Source organism: Polaromonas sp. (assembly GCF_030680935.1).
Taxonomy (GTDB): domain Bacteria; phylum Pseudomonadota; class Gammaproteobacteria; order Burkholderiales; family Burkholderiaceae_C; genus Polaromonas.
This window is the reverse complement of the sequence record NZ_JAUXUP010000047.1, coordinates 115,676-132,641: the sequence shown is the minus strand read 5'-3', so window position 1 is coordinate 132,641 and position 16,966 is coordinate 115,676. Positions and strand designations below refer to the sequence as shown.

Annotated in this window: 14 protein-coding genes; 11 read left to right on the top strand and 3 right to left on the bottom strand. The window is 60.3% G+C overall.

What is annotated here, in order from left to right:
- The first annotated feature begins 47 nt into the window (after positions 1–47).
- From Q8L50_RS12705 to Q8L50_RS12670, 8 genes are all read left to right on the top strand, one after another.
- Positions 48–830 carry a DUF3047 domain-containing protein gene (locus Q8L50_RS12705; RefSeq protein WP_305348996.1) on the top strand — a complete coding sequence of 261 codons (783 nt, stop codon included), beginning with the start codon at positions 48–50 and terminating at the stop codon, positions 828–830.
- Positions 831–982: 152 nt separating this feature from the next.
- A complete protein-coding gene (locus Q8L50_RS12700) occupies positions 983–2,563 on the top strand; it encodes an ABC transporter substrate-binding protein (RefSeq protein ID WP_305348995.1) in 1,581 nt (526 codons plus the stop codon).
- A 152-nt stretch (positions 2,564–2,715) separates the two neighbouring features.
- Positions 2,716–3,696, top strand: coding sequence for an ABC transporter permease (locus Q8L50_RS12695; RefSeq protein WP_305348994.1), 981 nt, complete (start codon positions 2,716–2,718; stop codon positions 3,694–3,696).
- Positions 3,696–4,928, top strand: coding sequence for a M20 aminoacylase family protein (locus Q8L50_RS12690; RefSeq protein WP_305348993.1), 1,233 nt, complete (start codon positions 3,696–3,698; stop codon positions 4,926–4,928). Before Q8L50_RS12695 ends, Q8L50_RS12690 begins: the two co-directional genes overlap by 1 nt.
- 31 nt (positions 4,929–4,959) lie before the next feature.
- On the top strand, positions 4,960–6,543 hold the full coding sequence (locus tag Q8L50_RS12685) for an ABC transporter substrate-binding protein (RefSeq protein WP_305348992.1): 1,584 nt from the start codon (positions 4,960–4,962) through the stop codon (positions 6,541–6,543).
- A 9-nt stretch (positions 6,544–6,552) separates the two neighbouring features.
- On the top strand, positions 6,553–7,464 hold the full coding sequence (locus Q8L50_RS12680; RefSeq protein WP_305348991.1) for an ABC transporter permease: 912 nt from the start codon (positions 6,553–6,555) through the stop codon (positions 7,462–7,464).
- Between the two features lie 126 nt (positions 7,465–7,590).
- Positions 7,591–8,568 carry an ABC transporter ATP-binding protein gene (locus Q8L50_RS12675; RefSeq protein ID WP_305348990.1) on the top strand — a complete coding sequence of 326 codons (978 nt, stop codon included), beginning with the start codon at positions 7,591–7,593 and terminating at the stop codon, positions 8,566–8,568.
- The gene (locus Q8L50_RS12670; protein WP_370869794.1) at positions 8,565–9,566 is read left to right on the top strand and encodes an ABC transporter ATP-binding protein; all 1,002 of its coding nucleotides are present in this window, start codon (positions 8,565–8,567) and stop codon (positions 9,564–9,566) included. Before Q8L50_RS12675 ends, Q8L50_RS12670 begins: the two co-directional genes overlap by 4 nt.
- Before the next feature lie 153 nt (positions 9,567–9,719).
- Here Q8L50_RS12670 and Q8L50_RS12665 read toward each other — a convergent pair whose 3' ends face one another.
- Complete coding sequence (locus Q8L50_RS12665) at positions 9,720–10,568, bottom strand: MurR/RpiR family transcriptional regulator (protein WP_305348988.1); 849 nt, start codon at positions 10,566–10,568, stop codon at positions 9,720–9,722.
- A complete protein-coding gene (zwf, locus tag Q8L50_RS12660; protein ID WP_305348987.1) occupies positions 10,562–12,028 on the bottom strand; it encodes a glucose-6-phosphate dehydrogenase in 1,467 nt (488 codons plus the stop codon). The genes Q8L50_RS12665 and zwf overlap by 7 nt, the downstream gene beginning before the upstream one ends.
- A gap of 117 nt (positions 12,029–12,145) precedes the next feature.
- Between zwf and tal the strand changes: the two genes are divergently transcribed.
- From tal to Q8L50_RS12645, 3 genes are all read left to right on the top strand, one after another.
- Positions 12,146–13,093: a transaldolase gene (gene tal / locus Q8L50_RS12655; RefSeq protein WP_305348986.1), complete on the top strand. Its 948-nt coding sequence runs from the start codon at positions 12,146–12,148 to the stop codon at positions 13,091–13,093.
- Positions 13,090–14,742, top strand: a complete 1,653-nt coding sequence (gene pgi, locus Q8L50_RS12650) for a glucose-6-phosphate isomerase (protein ID WP_305348985.1) — start codon at positions 13,090–13,092, stop codon at positions 14,740–14,742. The genes tal and pgi overlap by 4 nt, the downstream gene beginning before the upstream one ends.
- Positions 14,743–14,814: 72 nt before the next feature.
- Positions 14,815–15,126 (top strand): DUF805 domain-containing protein, encoded by a 312-nt coding sequence (locus Q8L50_RS12645; RefSeq protein WP_305348984.1) that lies wholly within the window; start codon positions 14,815–14,817, stop codon positions 15,124–15,126.
- Positions 15,127–15,306: 180 nt separating this feature from the next.
- Here Q8L50_RS12645 and groL read toward each other — a convergent pair whose 3' ends face one another.
- Entirely contained in the window at positions 15,307–16,965 is a 1,659-nt protein-coding gene (gene groL, locus Q8L50_RS12640; RefSeq protein WP_305348983.1) for a chaperonin GroEL, read from the bottom strand.
- Position 16,966 lies beyond the last annotated feature (1 nt).

Genomic DNA, 16,966 nt, shown 5'->3' with positions numbered 1-16,966 from the left:
GGGCGGCTTTTTTTTATGGAGAAGAGACAAATGAGACAGGCCGCTGTATGCAAAATTCAATAAACAGACTCTGCGGGTCGGCCGTGCTGGCCATGTTGACGCTGATGCAGTTGGTGGGTTGTTCCGCGTTGCTACCCGCGCCGGGGGATTCTGGCGCTGACTCTGCGATATCCAGCACCCCTTGGGCCCAGGCACCGGTGAGTGGCCATGCACCTGTATGGCGGCATTACAAATTGCCAGGCAAGCAGCCCAGCCTGTTCAACTACATGCGTCAGGATGGCCGCAACGCCATGGTGGTCACGTCAAAATCTTCTGCCAGCATGCTTCGCCAGGTGGTACGTATGGAACCCGCCGAGCTGACCAGCGTGCGGTTCTCGTGGAAGGTGCCTGAATTGATCGCACAGGCCGACATGGCCCTGCGCGAAGCCGATGATTCCCCGGTACGCGTCGTGCTGATTTTTGAAGGTGACCGCGGCAAGTTTTCCGCCAAAAATGCCATGTTGTCCGAGCTGGCCCGCTCCCTGACCGGCGAAGAACTGCCCTACGCCACCTTGATGTACGTGTGGTGCAATACCCGCCCAGCGGGCAGCGTGATTGTCAACCCGCGCACCGACCGGGTTCGAAAGCTGGTGGTCGAATCGGGCGCTGGCAAACTCAAGCAGTGGGTCGACTATGAGCGCAACATCCGCGCAGATTACGAAGCCGCTTTTGGTGAAGCCCCTGGCGCGCTGGTGGGCATCGGCATCATGACCGACAGCGACAACACCCGCTCCAATACAAAGGCCTGGTACGGGCCTGTCACGCTGGGGTCTTTGGCGCAAGGAAGATAGCCACCGCTTGGCCCAGGAGTTGCTCACCAGCGTGTGCCTCCCGGCCAAAGGGCCTGCTTTGTGCGTCCAGCTCTTTCTTTTCAGGGGAAACCCCTTGTTGGTGCGTCGGGGGCAAGTTGTATATTGGGCGCTTCCTTTTCTGAGAAAAAACCATGAAATTTCATCCCGTTTTGATCGCCGCTGCGGCGGCCGCAGCTTTCACCCTGGTGCCCGCCGCGCAGGCCAAGACCTTCAAATGGTCCAGCGCAAGCGATATCCCGACTTTTGACATCCACTCGCAGAACAATGCCCTGGGCAATGGCGTGCATGCCGCAGTGTATGACTCGCTGGTGTACTACAACAGCCGCACTTTCAAGGTTGAGCCGCAATTGGCGACGGCCTGGCGTGACGTTTCCCCTACGCAGATTCGCTTTACCCTTCGCTCCGGTGTGAAGTTCAGCGACGGTTCGGCGCTGACCGCTGACGACGTGGTTTTTTCGCTCACGCGCGCGACCGCCAAAACCTCCAACTATGCGGTTTACACCCAGGGCATCGACAAGGTGGTCAAGGTCAATGATTCCACCGTGGACATCATGATGAAAGGCCCGAACCCGGTACTGCTCAACCAGCTGACCGAACTGCGCATCATGAGCAAAGCCTGGGCCGAGAAGAACAAATCGACAGAGCCGAAAGACATCCGCGCCAAGGATGAAACCTTTGCGCACCGCAACGCCATGGGTACCGGGCCTTTCATGGTCAAGGAGTGGCAGCCTGACCAGAAGCTGGTTCTTGTGGCCAACCCCAATTACTGGGGCAAGAACGAGTCCAACGTGACCGAAGTCGTCTACACGCCGATCAAATCGGAAGCCACCCGGGTTGCTGCCCTGTTGTCGGGTGAGGTCGATTTTGTTCTTGACCCCAGCATCCAGGACCTGGGTCGCCTGCGCAGCACCGCCAACCTGAAGGTGATCGACGGTATCGAGAACCGCACCATTTTCTTTGGCATGGACCAGTTCCGTGATGAACTGCCCGGCTCCAATATCAAGGGAAAAAACCCGCTGAAAGACCAGCGTGTACGCATGGCCCTCTACCAGGCCATCGATATCGCTGCGATTAACCGTGTGACCATGCGTGGCCTGAGCCAACCAACCGGTGCACTGGTGGCGCCGCAGGTCAACGGCTGGACCGAAGCGGTGCACAAGCGCCATCCCTACGACCCGGAGGCTTCCAAGAAATTGCTGGCCCAGGCAGGTTACCCCAATGGTTTTGAGGTGGACTTCGCTTGCCCCAACAACCGCTACATCAACGACGAGGAAATCTGCCAGGCGGTCACTGCGATGTGGGCGCGCGCCGGTGTCAAGGCCAAGCTGCGGACCCTGCCACTGGTGACTTATTTTCCGATGATCCAGCGTTTCGAGGCAAGCATCTACATGCTGGGCTGGGGTGTGCCAACCTTTGATGCGCTGTACAGCCTGCAGTCGCTCACCCGCAGCGTCGGCACCGGCGGCGACGGCAATTACAACGTGGGCCGCTACAGCAACCAGCGCATGGACTACATCGTGGACCGCGTGAAGGCAGAGACCGATTTGCCGGTGCGCAACCGCTTGCTGACCGAAGCCTTGCAACTGTCCAACGACACCGTGTCGCACATTCCGCTGCACAACCAGATCATTCCGTGGGCCATGAAGAAAAACATCGACGTGATTCACCGTGCCGACAACCGGCTTGACTGGCGGCTGATCAAGGTCAACTGACAGCCAGCGCTGCTCGCGGCTTATCCATGCATTCCAACAGGGGCCCTCTGCGGCCCCTGTTTGCTGGGACTTTCTTTAAGTCTAAAGGAAACCCCGGTGTCGGCATGGTGCTTGCTCTGCTAGCATGGTCCGTCCCCTAAAAAATCCAATCGATGCTTGCATTTATTCTCCGTCGCCTGTTTCAGGCGGTGATCGTGATGGTCACCGTGGCCTTTATCGCTTTCATGCTTTTTCAGTATGTGGGCGACCCGGTCGTTTTTCTTCTTGGCCAGGATGCGCGGCCTGAGCAAATTGCGGAGTTGCGCGCCGATCTGGGGCTGGACAAACCCTTTTTTGTGCAGTTTGGCTACTTTCTGGTCAACGCCGTACAGGGCGAGTTTGGCCTGAGCTTGCGCCAGGGTGCCAAGGTTTCGCGCCTGATTGCAGAACGTTTTCCGGCTACCCTGGAGCTTGCTCTGGTGGCTGGGTTGGTCGCCCTCTTGGTGGGGGTGCCAATGGGTGTGTATGCGGCTTTGCGGCGTGGCACTTTCATGAGCCAGATCTTGATGACAGTCTCGCTGGTGGGCGTTTCCCTGCCGACGTTTCTCATCGGCATTTTGCTGATTCTGTTGTTCGCGGTGGTTTTGGGCTGGTTTCCAAGTTTCGGTCGTGGCGACGTGGTCCAGATGGGTTGGTGGAGCAGCGGCTTGCTGACGGCCAAGGGCTGGCACCACATTGTGTTGCCGGCCGTCACGCTGGCCATCTTCCAGCTCACGCTGATCATGCGGCTGGTACGTGCCGAGATGCTGGAAGTGCTGCGGACCGACTACATCAAATTTGCACGCGCTCGCGGCCTGAGCAACCGCGTCATTCATTTCGGGCATGCGCTCAAAAACACACTGGTGCCCGTGATGACCATCACCGGTCTGCAACTCGGCGGCCTGATCGCGTTTGCCATCATCACCGAAACGGTCTTTCAGTGGCCGGGCATGGGCTTGCTGTTTATCCAGGCCGTGACGTTTGCGGACATTCCGGTGATGGCCGCTTATCTGTGCCTGATTGCGCTGATTTTTGTTGTGATCAATCTGGTGGTTGATTTGCTGTATTTTGTGGTCGATCCGCGCTTGCGCGTGGGCAAGGCCGGGGGCCATTGATGCTGGCGCCCCGTTCTGCTCCGCTACTCAAGGCCAGGGGCCGCGCTTTCGCGCAGATCAGCGAGTTTCATCCCGAGCTGACCGCCTTTCGCCGCGACCTGCATGCACACCCCGAGCTTGGCTTTGAAGAGGTCTACACCGCTGCGCGTGTCAAGGAAGCGCTGCAGCGCTGCGGTGTGGATGAGGTGCACACGGGCATCGGCAAGACCGGGCTGGTCGCTGTTATCAAGGGTCGGAAAAACGGCAGCGGCAAGATGATTGGCTTGCGCGCCGACATGGATGCCCTGCCGATGACCGAGCACAACGAATTTGCGTGGAAGTCGTCCAAAACCGGCCTGATGCATGGCTGCGGCCACGACGGCCATACTGCGATGCTGGTGGGCGCGGCCCGTTACCTGGCGGCAAGCCGGCAGTTTGATGGCACGGCGGTGCTGATCTTTCAGCCGGGTGAAGAGGGTTTTGCCGGCGCCCGCGTGATGATCGAAGAGGGCTTGTTTGATCGCTTTCCGGTGCAGGCGGTGTACGGTATGCACAACTGGCCTTCGATGAGGCCGGGTGCGGTGGGCATCAACCCCGGCCCGATGATGGCAGCGGCTGACCGCATCACCATCGAAATCGCCGGGCGCGGCGGCCATGGCGCGCACGCCTACATGACGGTGGACCCGGTGCTGGTGGCGGCGCATATCATCACTGCGGTGCAAAGTATTGTGTCGCGCAACGTCAAGCCGATTGACAGTGCGGTGATCAGCTTGTGTGCCATGCAAGCAGGTGACATGGGAGCCTTCAGTGTGGTGCCCGGCAAGGCTACGCTGGTGGGCACGGTCCGTACTTTCAACCCTGACGTGCAGGACCTGATAGAGCGCCGGCTCCATGAGCTGTGTAGCGCCGTCGCTCTGGGTTTTGGCGCCACGGCCTCGGTGCACTACGAGCGCATATACCCGGCCACCATCAATTCGTACGACGAAGCCATGTTCGCGGCCGATGTGGCTGAATCGCTGGTTGGCAGCGACCATGTGGTGCGCGACATGGAGCCCAGCATGGGTGCTGAAGATTTCTCGTTCATGCTACAGGTCAAGCCCGGCGCTTACATGCGCATCGGGCAGGGTGCCGAAAACGGCGTAGGGAGCTGTTTCCTGCACAACACCCGTTACGACTTCAATGACGACATCTTGCCGATGGGTGCAGCCCTGCACGCCGGCCTGGTGGAGCAGTCCATGCCTTTATCCGTGTAAAACCAAGACATCCCACCAACAGGAGAATTCCATGAATTTCAAGAAAAAATCGACTGTAGCCCTTATGGGTTGTGCGCTGGCTGCTACTAGTTTTGTAGCGTCTGCGGTCACGTTGCGGGTCGGCAATCAGGGGGATGCGTTGTCTCTTGATCCGCATTCCCTCAATGAATCGCTGCAACTGACTGTGGTGGGCAATGTGTACGAACCGCTGGTCACACGCGACCGCAGCTACAAGCTGGCACCTTCACTGGCCACGGACTGGAAGCAGACCTCGCCGACGGTCTGGCGCTTCAACTTGCGCAAGGGCGTGCAGTTCCATGACGGCACGCCGTTTACCGCAGACGACGTCATCTTCAGCTACGAGCGTGCCAAGGGCGACGGCTCTGACATGAAAAGTTATGTCGGCCAGATCAAGGAAGTCAAAAAAATTGACGACCACACGATCGACTTCGTGTTGAACAACCCCTTTCCCATCTTGCCCGAGCTGTTCACGCAGTGGCACATGATGAGCAAAAAGTGGTCTGAGACCAACCAGGCCACGAAACCGGTAGACCGCCGCAAAGGCATTGAAAACGCAGCGTCTTTCCGTGCCAACGGCACTGGCCCTTACCGGGTGCGTGAGCGCCAGCCCAATGTCCGCACCACGTTCTCGCGCAACGGCAACTACTGGGGCAAGATTGAAGGCAATGTCGATGAGGTGGTTTTCAACGTCATTGGCAACAACAGCACCCGCGTGGCAGCGCTGTTGTCCGGCGAGATCGATGTGATGGAGCCGGTGCCCGTGCAGGACGTGGCCCGCATTCAGGGCAATGCAGGCCTCAAGGTACTGCAGGGCCCGGAGCTGAGGATCATCTTTCTGGGCATGGACCAAAAGCGCGATGAGCTGCAATTTTCCAGCGTCAAGGGCAAAAATCCTTTCAAGGACAAACGTGTTCGCCAGGCTTTTTATCAGGCGATTGATATTGAGGCCATCAAAAACCGCGTAATGCGCGGCGCGGCCACGCCGGTTGCGACACTGCTGGCGCCGGAGATCAAGGGTTATGCGCCAGACCTCGCCAAGCGCCTGCCATTTGACGTGGAAGCAGCCAAAAAACTGATGGCTGATGCCGGTTATGGTGCGGGCTTTGAGCTCAAGATGAATTGCCCCAATGACCGTTATGTGAATGACGGCGAAATCTGCCAGGCGGTGGCCGCCAACCTGTCGCGCATTGGCGTGAAGATCAATCTGGAGGCTGAAACCAAAGGAACGTATTTCCCGAAAATCCTGCGCCGCGACACCAGTTTCTACATGCTGGGCTGGACTCCCAGCACAGTGGATGCCCACAACGTGCTTTACCCCATCATGTCCACGCCGGGTGACGGCGGTCGTGGTCAGTTCAACCTCGGTGCCTACAGCAATGCCCGTATTGATGAGCTGACCAACCTGGTGGCATCTGAAACCGACGACAAAAAGCGCAATGAGATGATCCGCGAAGCCCTGAAAATCCACCAGGATGAAGTTGCGCACCTGCCGCTGCACCAGCAGGCGCTGAACTGGGCCTCCAAAAAGAACATCGAGATGGTTCAGTGGCCCGATAACGGCATGCCCTGGAAGTACGTCAAAGTCAACAAGTAAGCGGGTGCCATGACAAACGCGCTATCCCGGATGTGGGACGGCGATATCGGCTACAGCTTTCGCACCTCCCCGGTGGCGATGGCTGCAGCTGCGGTCGCCCTGATCTGTATTTTTTGTTCGGTGTTTGCGGGCTTTGTGGCCCCGCACAACCCCTTCGACCTGACGACGCTCGAACTGAGCGATGCCCGCCTGCCACCGGCCTGGTCGGCCGAGGGTTCAAGCAAGTACCTGCTGGGCACTGACGACCAGGGGCGGGACATTCTGTCTGCCCTGATGTATGGCGCCCGCGTGTCCCTGGCGGTGGGTTTTGCCTCGGTGATCCTCTCTGTCGTGTTCGGTGTCGGCATGGGTTTGCTGGCCGGGTTCTACGGTGGCTGGATTGACTCGACCCTGATGCGCCTTTGCGACGTGATGCTTTCTTTTCCGGCCATTTTGGTGGCGCTGCTGATTGCCGGGGTTGGGCGGGCGCTTTTTCCCAACGCGCAGGATTCGCTGGCGCTGGGGGTGCTGATCATTTCCATCACACTCACGGGCTGGGTCCAGTACGCCAGAACCGTGCGCGGCTCCACCCTGGTGGAACGCAACAAGGAGTATGTCCAGGCCGCACGCGTCACCGGGGTCACGCCGCTGCGCATCATGCGCCGCCATGTGTTGCCCAATGTGATGGGCCCAGTGCTGGTGTTGGCCACCATTCAGGTGGCGACAGCGATCATCACCGAGGCGACCTTGTCCTTTCTGGGTGTGGGCGCGCCGCCCACTTCGCCTTCGCTGGGCACGCTGATCCGCATCGGCAACGATTACCTGTTTTCCGGTGAATGGTGGATAACGGTGTTTCCGGGCGCCATGCTGGTGACAATTTCGCTGAGCGTCAATTTACTTGGCGACTGGCTGCGCGATGCGCTTAATCCGCGCTTGCGCTGAAGAGATGGCCCCGCCCGTGTCACTGTGTGTACTTCGCTGCCCCTCGAGAGGGTGCATGTCCCCTTGGGGCCGCCCAGCGAAAAAAACCTGTCCGTACGCTTTTGCCTCGGTGATTGAGATACCCCAATGAGTCTTTTACAAGTCAAGAATCTGATCGTCGAGTTCCCTGGCCGCCGCGGTACCCTGCGCGCGCTGGACGATATTTCATTTGAGATTGCGCCCGGTGAAATTCTCGGGGTGGTCGGTGAATCGGGGGCCGGCAAATCGCTGACCGGCGCTGCCATCATCGGTTTGCTCGAGCCACCGGGGCGGATAGGCGGCGGGGAAATTTTGCTTGAGGGTCAGCGCATCGACAACCTGGCCTATGAAGAAATGCGGCATATCCGCGGACGCAAGATTGGCGCCATTTTCCAGGACCCGCTGACATCTCTGAACCCGCTGTATTCGGTAGGCCGGCAATTGATGGAGACCATCCAGGCGCATTTGCCAGTGAGCAACGCTGAAGCGCGCCAGCGCGCCATTTCCTTGCTGGAGGACACCGGCATTCCGGCTGCCGAGCAGCGTATGGAGCACTTTCCGCACCAGTTCTCCGGGGGTATGCGCCAGCGTGTGGTGATTGCCCTGGCGCTGGCCGCCGAGCCCAAACTGATTGTGGCGGACGAGCCAACGACCGCGCTCGATGTGTCAATCCAGGCGCAGATCATCATGCTGCTGAAAAACATCTGCAAAAAACGCGGCGCCGCCGTGATGCTGATCACCCACGACATGGGCGTGATCGCCGAGACCTGTGACCGTGTGGCTGTGATGTATGCAGGACGTATTGCCGAGATCGGCCCGGTGCATGAAGTGATCAATCATCCCGCGCACCCCTACACCGCAGGCCTGATGGCCGCGATTCCGGACATCACCATGGACCGTGAGCGGCTCAACCAGATCGACGGCGCGATGCCGCGCCTGAACGCCATTCCGACCGGCTGCGCCTACAACCCGCGCTGCCCCCAGGTGTTTGACCGCTGCCGTCATGAAAGACCTGGTCTGCTGCCTGCGGGCGCGACCCGCGCCGCATGCTGGCTGCACGATCTTCCAGTGGGAGTCGCCGCATGATCGCCGCCGGCCCTCTGGTTCAGGCACACGACCTGGCCAAAACTTTTGATGTTTCCCCACCCTGGCTCAACCGGGTCATTGAAGGCAAGCCGCGGTTGATGCTGAACGCTGTCGATGGCGTGAGCTTCGAGATCGAAAAAGGCAAGACCCTGGCGTTGGTTGGCGAGTCTGGCTGCGGTAAAAGCACGGTGGCGCGCCTGTTGGTGGGTTTGTACGAACCAACGCGTGGCGGCCTGACCTTTGACGGGCAGGACGCACACGCCGCATTCAAGACGCCGCAAGGCCGCAAGCTGCGGCGTCGGATTCAGATGATTTTCCAGGATCCGTACGCCAGCCTGAACCCGCGCTGGATAGTGGAAGACATTGTGGGCGAGCCGCTGCGCGAGCATGGCCTGATTACCGACGAAGTTGAACTCAAGGCGCGCGTGGGCGAGCTGCTGAAGTCGGTCGGCCTGAGCCCGCTGGACGGGCCAAAATACCCGCACCAGTTTTCGGGCGGCCAGCGCCAGCGAATCTCGATTGCCCGCGCGCTGGCCACAGAGCCCGAGTTTCTGGTGTGTGACGAGCCCACCTCGGCGCTGGACGTGAGCGTGCAGGCACAGGTGCTCAACATCATGAAGGATCTGCAGCAAGAGCGCGGCCTGACTTACCTGTTCATCTCGCACAATCTGGCAGTAGTGCGTCACGTCAGCGACCAGGTGGGCGTGATGTACCTGGGCCGTCTGGTTGAGCTGGCCGACAAACAAACCTTGTTTTCCAGCCCGTTGCACCCCTACACGCGCATGCTGCTGGACGCAATTCCGAAGATGCACGACACCGGCCGTGACCGCACACCGGTGCAGGGCGAGGTGCCCAACCCCTTGAGCCCCCCGACGGGTTGCACCTTCCACCCGCGCTGCCCGCACGTCAACGACCGCTGCCGCGCCGAGCGCCCGCAACTGCTCAACATCCGGGGCGTGAAGATTGCATGCCATGCGGTGGAAGAGGGCAGAATCTAGTTGCTATTGTTTTTATAGCTACTTGCTCAATCTGCATAAGGGCTGGAGGCTTATTCTATTGTCAGGTGATGGGCGGCGGAGATCACCATCGCCTCCCGCGCCCGTACTCATGCCCCAGCCGTCGGGCTGGGGCCGGGAACACCGCCAGGCAGTTCAAGCGTACCGCTTGCTCCGCAAATTGTTCTTCATCTCCTTGAGCAGTGGCTGCACCTTGTCACCGCCAATGCGCAAGGCTACCGTCGTCGCCAGGATGTCGATCACCATCAGGTGCAGCAATCGCGAGACCATGGGGCTGTATCGGTCATAACCTTCGGGGTGGTCGGCGGCCAGATGGATGTGCCCTGCGGAAGCCAGTGGTGAGCCGCTGGCTGTAATCACGATGGTGGTGGCACCGTTTTTGCGCGCAATGCCTTCCGCATCCAGCAGGTCGCGCGTGCGCCCCGAGTTGGAGATGATCACCACGCAATCACCCGGCCTGAGCAGGGAAGCGCTCATGACTTGCATGTGCCCGTCGCTGTAGGCGATGGCATGCACGCCGAGGCGAAAAAATTTGTGCTGCGCATCCTGCGCAACGATGCCGGAGTTGCCGACCCCGAAAAACTCGATACGTCGGCCCTGGTTGCAGGCCGCCACCAGAGCCAGCGCAGCTTTTTCGATCAGCGCCGAGCTCGCGTCATTGCGGTACTTCAGAAAGGCGGCCACCGTGTTGTCGATCACCTTGACCATGACATCGGCGGTTTTGTCATCTGCATCCACACTGCGGTGAATGAAAGGCACACCTTCGCTGACATTGCCAGCCAGCTTGAGTTTGAAGTCCGACAAGCCGTCGTAACCGACACTGCGACAAAAACGGATAACAGTGGGTTTGCTGACATGCGCCCGCGCCGCCAGCTCGGTCACCGGCAGACTGGCAAAAGCCCGCGCGTCGCTCAGCAGCAGCAGTGCCACGCGTTGCTCGGCCGGTGCCAGTGAGGGCAGGCAGGCCTTGATGCGGTCTAACACTCCTCGCTCCAGCAGTAGCCGTCTTTGGCAATCATGCCGCTCGATGCACTGGGCCCCCAGGTTCCCGCCGTATACGGCCTGGGACCGGCGGTATCGTGTTGCCATGCGTCGAGGATGGGTTCGACCCAGCGCCATGCTTCTTCCTGTTCGTCGCTGCGCACAAACAGATTCAGGCGCCCGTCAATCACGTCGAGCAGCAGGCGCTCATAGGCGCCCACGCGTTCGGTACCAAAACGTTTGTCAAAGTCCAGATCAAGCTGCACCGGCGCCAGCGTCTGGCTGGCCGTGCGCGGCCCGGTGCGCTTGTCCTGACCCTGGGCCAGGAGGTGCAGTTCCAGGCCGTCTTTCGGCTGAAGGTTGATCACCAGCCGGTTGCCTGCACCCTGAGGCGACTTGAAAATGGCATGCGGTGTGGGGCGAAAGTTCACCTCGATGTGTGCATCGCGGTCGGCCAGCCGTTTGCCGGTGCGTATGTAAAAAGGCACGCCGGCCCAGCGCCAGTTGGCAATCTCGGCGCGCAGCGCTACAAAGGTTTCGGTCCGGCTATGGGGGTCGACGCCGCTTTCCTGCAGGTAAGCCGGCACTGCTTCGCCATTGATGTTGCCGGCGGCGTACTGACCGCGAATCACATGTTGCTTGAGCGTCTCTGGTGTCCATGGCTTGAGCGATCGCAGCACCTTGAGCTTTTCGTCGCGGATGGCATCGGCGTGGGCGTTGATCGGTGGCTCCATGCCAATCGCACACAGCAATTGGAGCGCGTGGTTTTGTACCATGTCGCGCAGTGCACCGGTGCTGTCGTAGAAGGCGCCGCGTTTCTCAACACCCAGTTCTTCGGAAATCGTGATCTGGATGTTGGCAATGGTTTCACGCCGCCACAGCGGTTCAAACAGCGAGTTGCCAAAACGCATTGCAAACAGGTTTTGCACCGAGGGTTTGCCGAGGTAGTGGTCGATGCGGAAAATCTGGTTTTCCGGGAGCACACGAAGCACCGCTTCATTGATGGCCCGGTTGGACGCGAGATCGTGGCCCAGCGGTTTTTCCAGTACCACGCGGGTTTGTGGGCCATTGAGCCCGACGGCGGCCATGTTTTCGCAAATTCCCTGAAACAGACCGGGCGCAGTGGCCAGGTACATCACGACGGTGTCTGCCTGACGGGATTGCAGGGTTTCGGCCAGCCGGGCGTAGTCGTCCGGCCGGGCCAGATCCATTTTCAGGTAGTGCAACAAGGCGGCGAACCGCTCAAATTCATCCCCGGTGGGACGTTTGGCCAGTTCCACGCCGTCAAAACGTGAACGGATCAACTCACGGTATTGGGCATCTGTCATGGCGTCCCGGCCAACACCCACAATCCGGCCATCACCGGGTAGCGAGCCGTGCCGGAAGGCCTGGAACAAGGCGGGCAGCAGCTTGCGCCAGGTGAGGTCGCCAGTACCGCCAAACAGAACCAGGTCAAAGCTCATGTTTCCCAATCATTGAAGCTGCTGTGTAATAAAGTTTCATACTTTATTGACATAATGGTAACTCAATCGGCCCCTGATCTGACAGTGCACGCGCTGCGCTCACCTTACACTCGCGCAATGAACCAACTCGAAGCGCTCAAACAGTTCACCACGGTGGTTGCCGACACTGGCGACTTCAAACAACTCGATGCCTTCAAGCCGCAGGACGCGACCACCAACCCTTCGCTGATCCTCAAGGCGGTGCAAAAGCCCGAGTACCGGCCGCTGCTGGCGGAAACCATGGCCGAATTCCGCGGCCGGGCGCTGGACGAAACCATGGACCGCCTGCTGGTACGTTTCGGTTGCGAAATCCTGTCCATCATTCCTGGTCGCGTATCGACCGAAGTCGACGCGCGACTGAGTTTTGACAGTAACGGGACTTTCACGCGCGGCGAGCGCATCATCGAGCTGTACGAGGCCGAGGGCATCCACATCGACCGCGTGCTGATCAAGGTGGCCGCGACCTGGGAAGGCATTGAAGCAGCCCGCCGGCTGGAAGACCGTGGTATCCACACCAACCTGACCCTGCTGTTTTCGTTTTGCCAGGCGGTGGCCTGCGGGCAGGCGAAGGTGCAGCTGATTTCGCCTTTTGTCGGCCGCATATACGACTGGTACAAAAAATCATCCGGTTCGGCTTGGGACGAAGCTGGGAAAACTGGCGCCAACGATCCCGGTGTTCAGTCGGTGCACCAGATCTACAACCATTACAAACATTTCGGCATCGCCACCGAGGTCATGGGGGCGAGTTTTCGCAACATCGGCCAGATCACTGCACTGGCCGGTTGCGACCTGCTGACCATCAGCCCGGAGCTGCTGGCCCAGCTGGCCGCCAGCGACGCGCCGCTGCAGCCGGCGCTGAACGCGAAAGCCGCCCAGGCGCTGCAGCTGCCGGCCGCCAATTTTGACGAAGTGACCTTCCGCTACGCCCTGAATGAAGATGCGATGGCCACCGAGAAACTGGCAGAGGGCATACGCGCGTTTGCAGCGGACGCCGTCAAGCTTGAAAAGCTGATGCTGGCCGCATGAACGCCGAACGCAGCGACGGGCCGCCCCGAGCAAGTTCAGCCCCCTCGGGGGGCAGCGCAGCACACGCAGTGGCAAGCGTGGGGGCTTCAGGACCCCGCTGTGACCGCACACCTGCCTGGGCCGCGTTGCGCACACAGTACGCCACAGCTGGCAAAAAGCTGGATTTGCGCGAAGCCTTTGCGGCCAACCCCCACCGGTTTGCAGACTTCAGCCAGGACGCGCCCCATGTGTTTGCCGACCTGTCGAAAAATCTGATCGACGCGGCCACCGAGACCCTGTTGCTGGACCTGGCGCGCCAGTGCGGACTGGAGGGCCGGCGCGACGCGATGTTTGCCGGAGACGCCATCAACCGCACCGAAAACCGTGCCGTCATGCACTTTCTATTGCGAAATCCGGCTCCCGCCCTTATGCAGCAGGCGCAAACAGCTCCTGAAAACATAGCAAATGAACTCGTCCAGGTGCATGAAACGCTGGACGCGATGCTGGCTTTTGCGGAGCGGGTGCGTGCCGATGCGGCCATCACCGATATCGTGAACATCGGCATCGGCGGTTCCGACCTCGGCCCGCAGATGGCGGTGCTGGCGCTGGAGGCTTTCCGGCAGCCAGGCAAACGCCTGCACTTTGTCTCCAACATCGACGGCCAGGAGCTGGCGGGTGTGCTGGAAGATCTCAAACCGCAAAACACGCTGTTTGTGATTGCTTCCAAAACCTTCGCCACCATCGAGACCATGACCAACGCCGCTTCGGCGAAACAGTGGTTCGAGGCGCACGGCGGCACGGACATCGCGCGGCATTTTGCTGCGTTGACGACCAATGTGGCCGCGGCCAACGCCTTCGGGGTCAGCACGAATTTCGGCTTTTGGGACTGGGTCGGTGGGCGTTATTCACTGTGGTCGGCGATTGGCCTGCCGCTGGCCATCGCCATTGGCGCGCAGGGCTTTCGGAACTTCCTGGCCGGTGCCCACGCCATGGACCAACACTTTCGCGCCACGCCGCTGGCGCAGAACCTGCCGGTTCGTCTGGGCCTGCTGGATGTCTGGTACCGCAACTTCCACGGCTTCAGCAGCCGCAGCATTGCGCCCTACAGCACGGCGCTGCGCCGACTGCCGGCCTACTTGCAGCAGCTGGAGATGGAGAGCAACGGCAAACGTGTTGATCTGGACGGCCAGGCCTTGCCGTTTGCCACGGCGCCGGTGCTTTGGGGGGAACCGGGCACCAACGGCCAGCACGCCTACTTCCAGATGCTGCACCAGGGCACCGAGGTGGTGCCGGTCGAGTTTGTCGCCATCAAGCGGGTGGCGCGCAGCCTGCCGGGGCACAACGACAAATTGCTGGCCAATGTGCTGGCCCAGGCGCAGGCGCTGATGCAGGGAAAGGACGATGGGGGCGGCCACAAACATTTCCCCGGCAACCGTCCCAGTACCTTCTTGTTGCTGGAAGAGCTGACTCCGGCCAGCCTGGGCGCGCTGATTACGCTGCAGGAGCACCGCGTGTTTGTCAGTGGCGCCATCTGGGGCATCAACAGTTTTGACCAGTGGGGCGTCGAACTTGGCAAGGTGCTGGCGAGGGACATTGAACCCCGGCTGCAAAGCGGCGATACCGCCGGCCTCGATGGATCGACGGCAGGCCTGCTGCAGCGACTGCGCTAGAACCGGGCGTCATTGCGGTCGAATATCATGACGCGGGGAATTCGCCCTGCACACTCCTGAGGAGGAGAACACATGAACTTCGGTCAAGCCATCTCGACCTGCTTTTCCAAATACGCCACTTTCTCCGGCCGCGCCTCGCGGCCCGAGTTCTGGTGGTTTTTCCTGTTTCAGATCCTGGTCTCGATTGCCGCCTCGATGCTGGGCGACATCGTGGCTGGCCTGGTGTCCCTGGCCTTGCTGTTGCCTGCGCTCGCGGTCGGCGCCCGCCGCCTGCACGACATCGGCAAAAGCGGCTGGTGGCAGTTGATCATGCTGACCGTTATCGGTTTTCTGTTGCTGATCTACTGGTGGGCTCAGCCCGGCAGCAGCGACGCTTCCGATTAGTTCGAGCGCGCATGAAAAAACCCGCAGGGCTCGCGCCCTGCGGGTTTTTTGTTTGTTGTCCGGAAGCCATTCAGCCGCCGGACGCAGCATGAGGGCTTAGCGCAAGGCGCGGGGTCGCAGGCAGTACCAAAGGTACGACAAGACCCCGCAACGCGGCGATCAGCCCTCAGGCAAGGATACTTACATGCCCATGCCGCCCATGCCGCCCATGTCACCCATACCACCACCCATGCCGCCAGGGCCGCCGGCGCCGGACTCGTCTTTCGGAGCCTCGGCAACCATGCACTCGGTCGTCAGCATCAGCGACGACACGGACGCTGCGTTCTGCAGTGCAGTGCGGGTCACCTTGGTGGGGTCCAGGATACCCATGTCGATCATGTCGCCATAAGTACCGTTCTGGGCGTTGTAGCCGTAGTTGCCTTTGCCGGCCAGCACAGCGTTCACGACAACGCTTGGCTCTTCGCCGGCGTTGGACACGATGATGCGCAGTGGCTCTTCGATGGCACGCAGGATCAGCTTGATGCCGGCGTCCTGGTCAGCGTTGTCACCCTTGATGGCGCCAGCCGATTGCTTGGCGCGCAGCAGGGCCACGCCGCCGCCGGCCACAATGCCTTCTTCCACAGCAGCGCGGGTAGCGTGCAGGGCGTCTTCCACGCGGGCTTTTTTCTCTTTCATCTCAACTTCGGTGGCAGCGCCAACCTTGATCACGGCAACACCGCCGGCCAGCTTGGCCACGCGCTCTTGCAGTTTTTCGCGGTCGTAGTCGGAAGTTGCTTCTTCGATCTGGACACGAACCTGCTTGACGCGGGCTTCGATGTCAGCAGCCGCGCCGGCGCCGTCGATGATGATGGTGTTTTCCTTGCCCACTTCGATGCGTTTGGCTTGGCCGAGGTCAGCCAGCGTCACTTTTTCGAGGGTCAGGCCGACTTCTTCAGCAATCACCTTGCCGCCGGTCAGGGTGGCGATGTCTTCCAGCATGGCTTTGCGGCGATCGCCGAAACCAGGGGCCTTCACGGCCACAACCTTCAGGATGCCGCGGATGGTGTTGACCACCAGCGTGGCCAGGGCCTCGCCTTCGACGTCTTCCGAGATGATCAGCAGCGGACGGCTGGACTTGGCGACTTGCTCCAGCGTAGGCAGCAGGTCACGGATGTTGCTGATCTTCTTGTCGTAGAGCAGTACAAACGGGTTGTCCAGAATCGCGGATTGCTTTTCAGGGTTATTGATGAAGTAAGGCGACAGGTAGCCGCGGTCAAACTGCATGCCTTCAACCACGTCGAGTTCGCTGTTCAGTGACTTGCCGTCTTCAACGGTAATGACGCCTTCTTTGCCGACTTTGTCCATCGCTTCAGCGATGATCTTGCCGACTTCTTCGTCGCTGTTGGCAGAAATGGTACCGACCTGGGCAATTTCCTTGCTGGTGGTGGTGGGCTTGGAAGCTTTTTTCAGCTCTTCGACCAGGGCCGTCACAGCCTTGTCGATGCCGCGCTTCAGGTCCATCGGGTTCATGCCGGCGGCGACATATTTCATGCCTTCGCGGACGATGGCTTGTGCCAGAACGGTAGCGGTCGTGGTGCCGTCACCAGCGATGTCAGAAGTCTTGGAAGCAACTTCCTTGACCATCTGCGCGCCCATGTTCTGCAGCTTGTCTTTCAGTTCGATTTCCTTGGCGACGGACACACCGTCCTTGGTCACGGTCGGGGCGCCGAAAGAGCGCTCCAGCACCACGTTGCGGCCTTTAGGGCCCAGGGTGACCTTGACTGCGTTGGCCAGGATGTTCACACCCTCGACCATGCGTGCGCGGGCTTCGCCGCCGAAAATGACGTCTTTTGCTGCCATG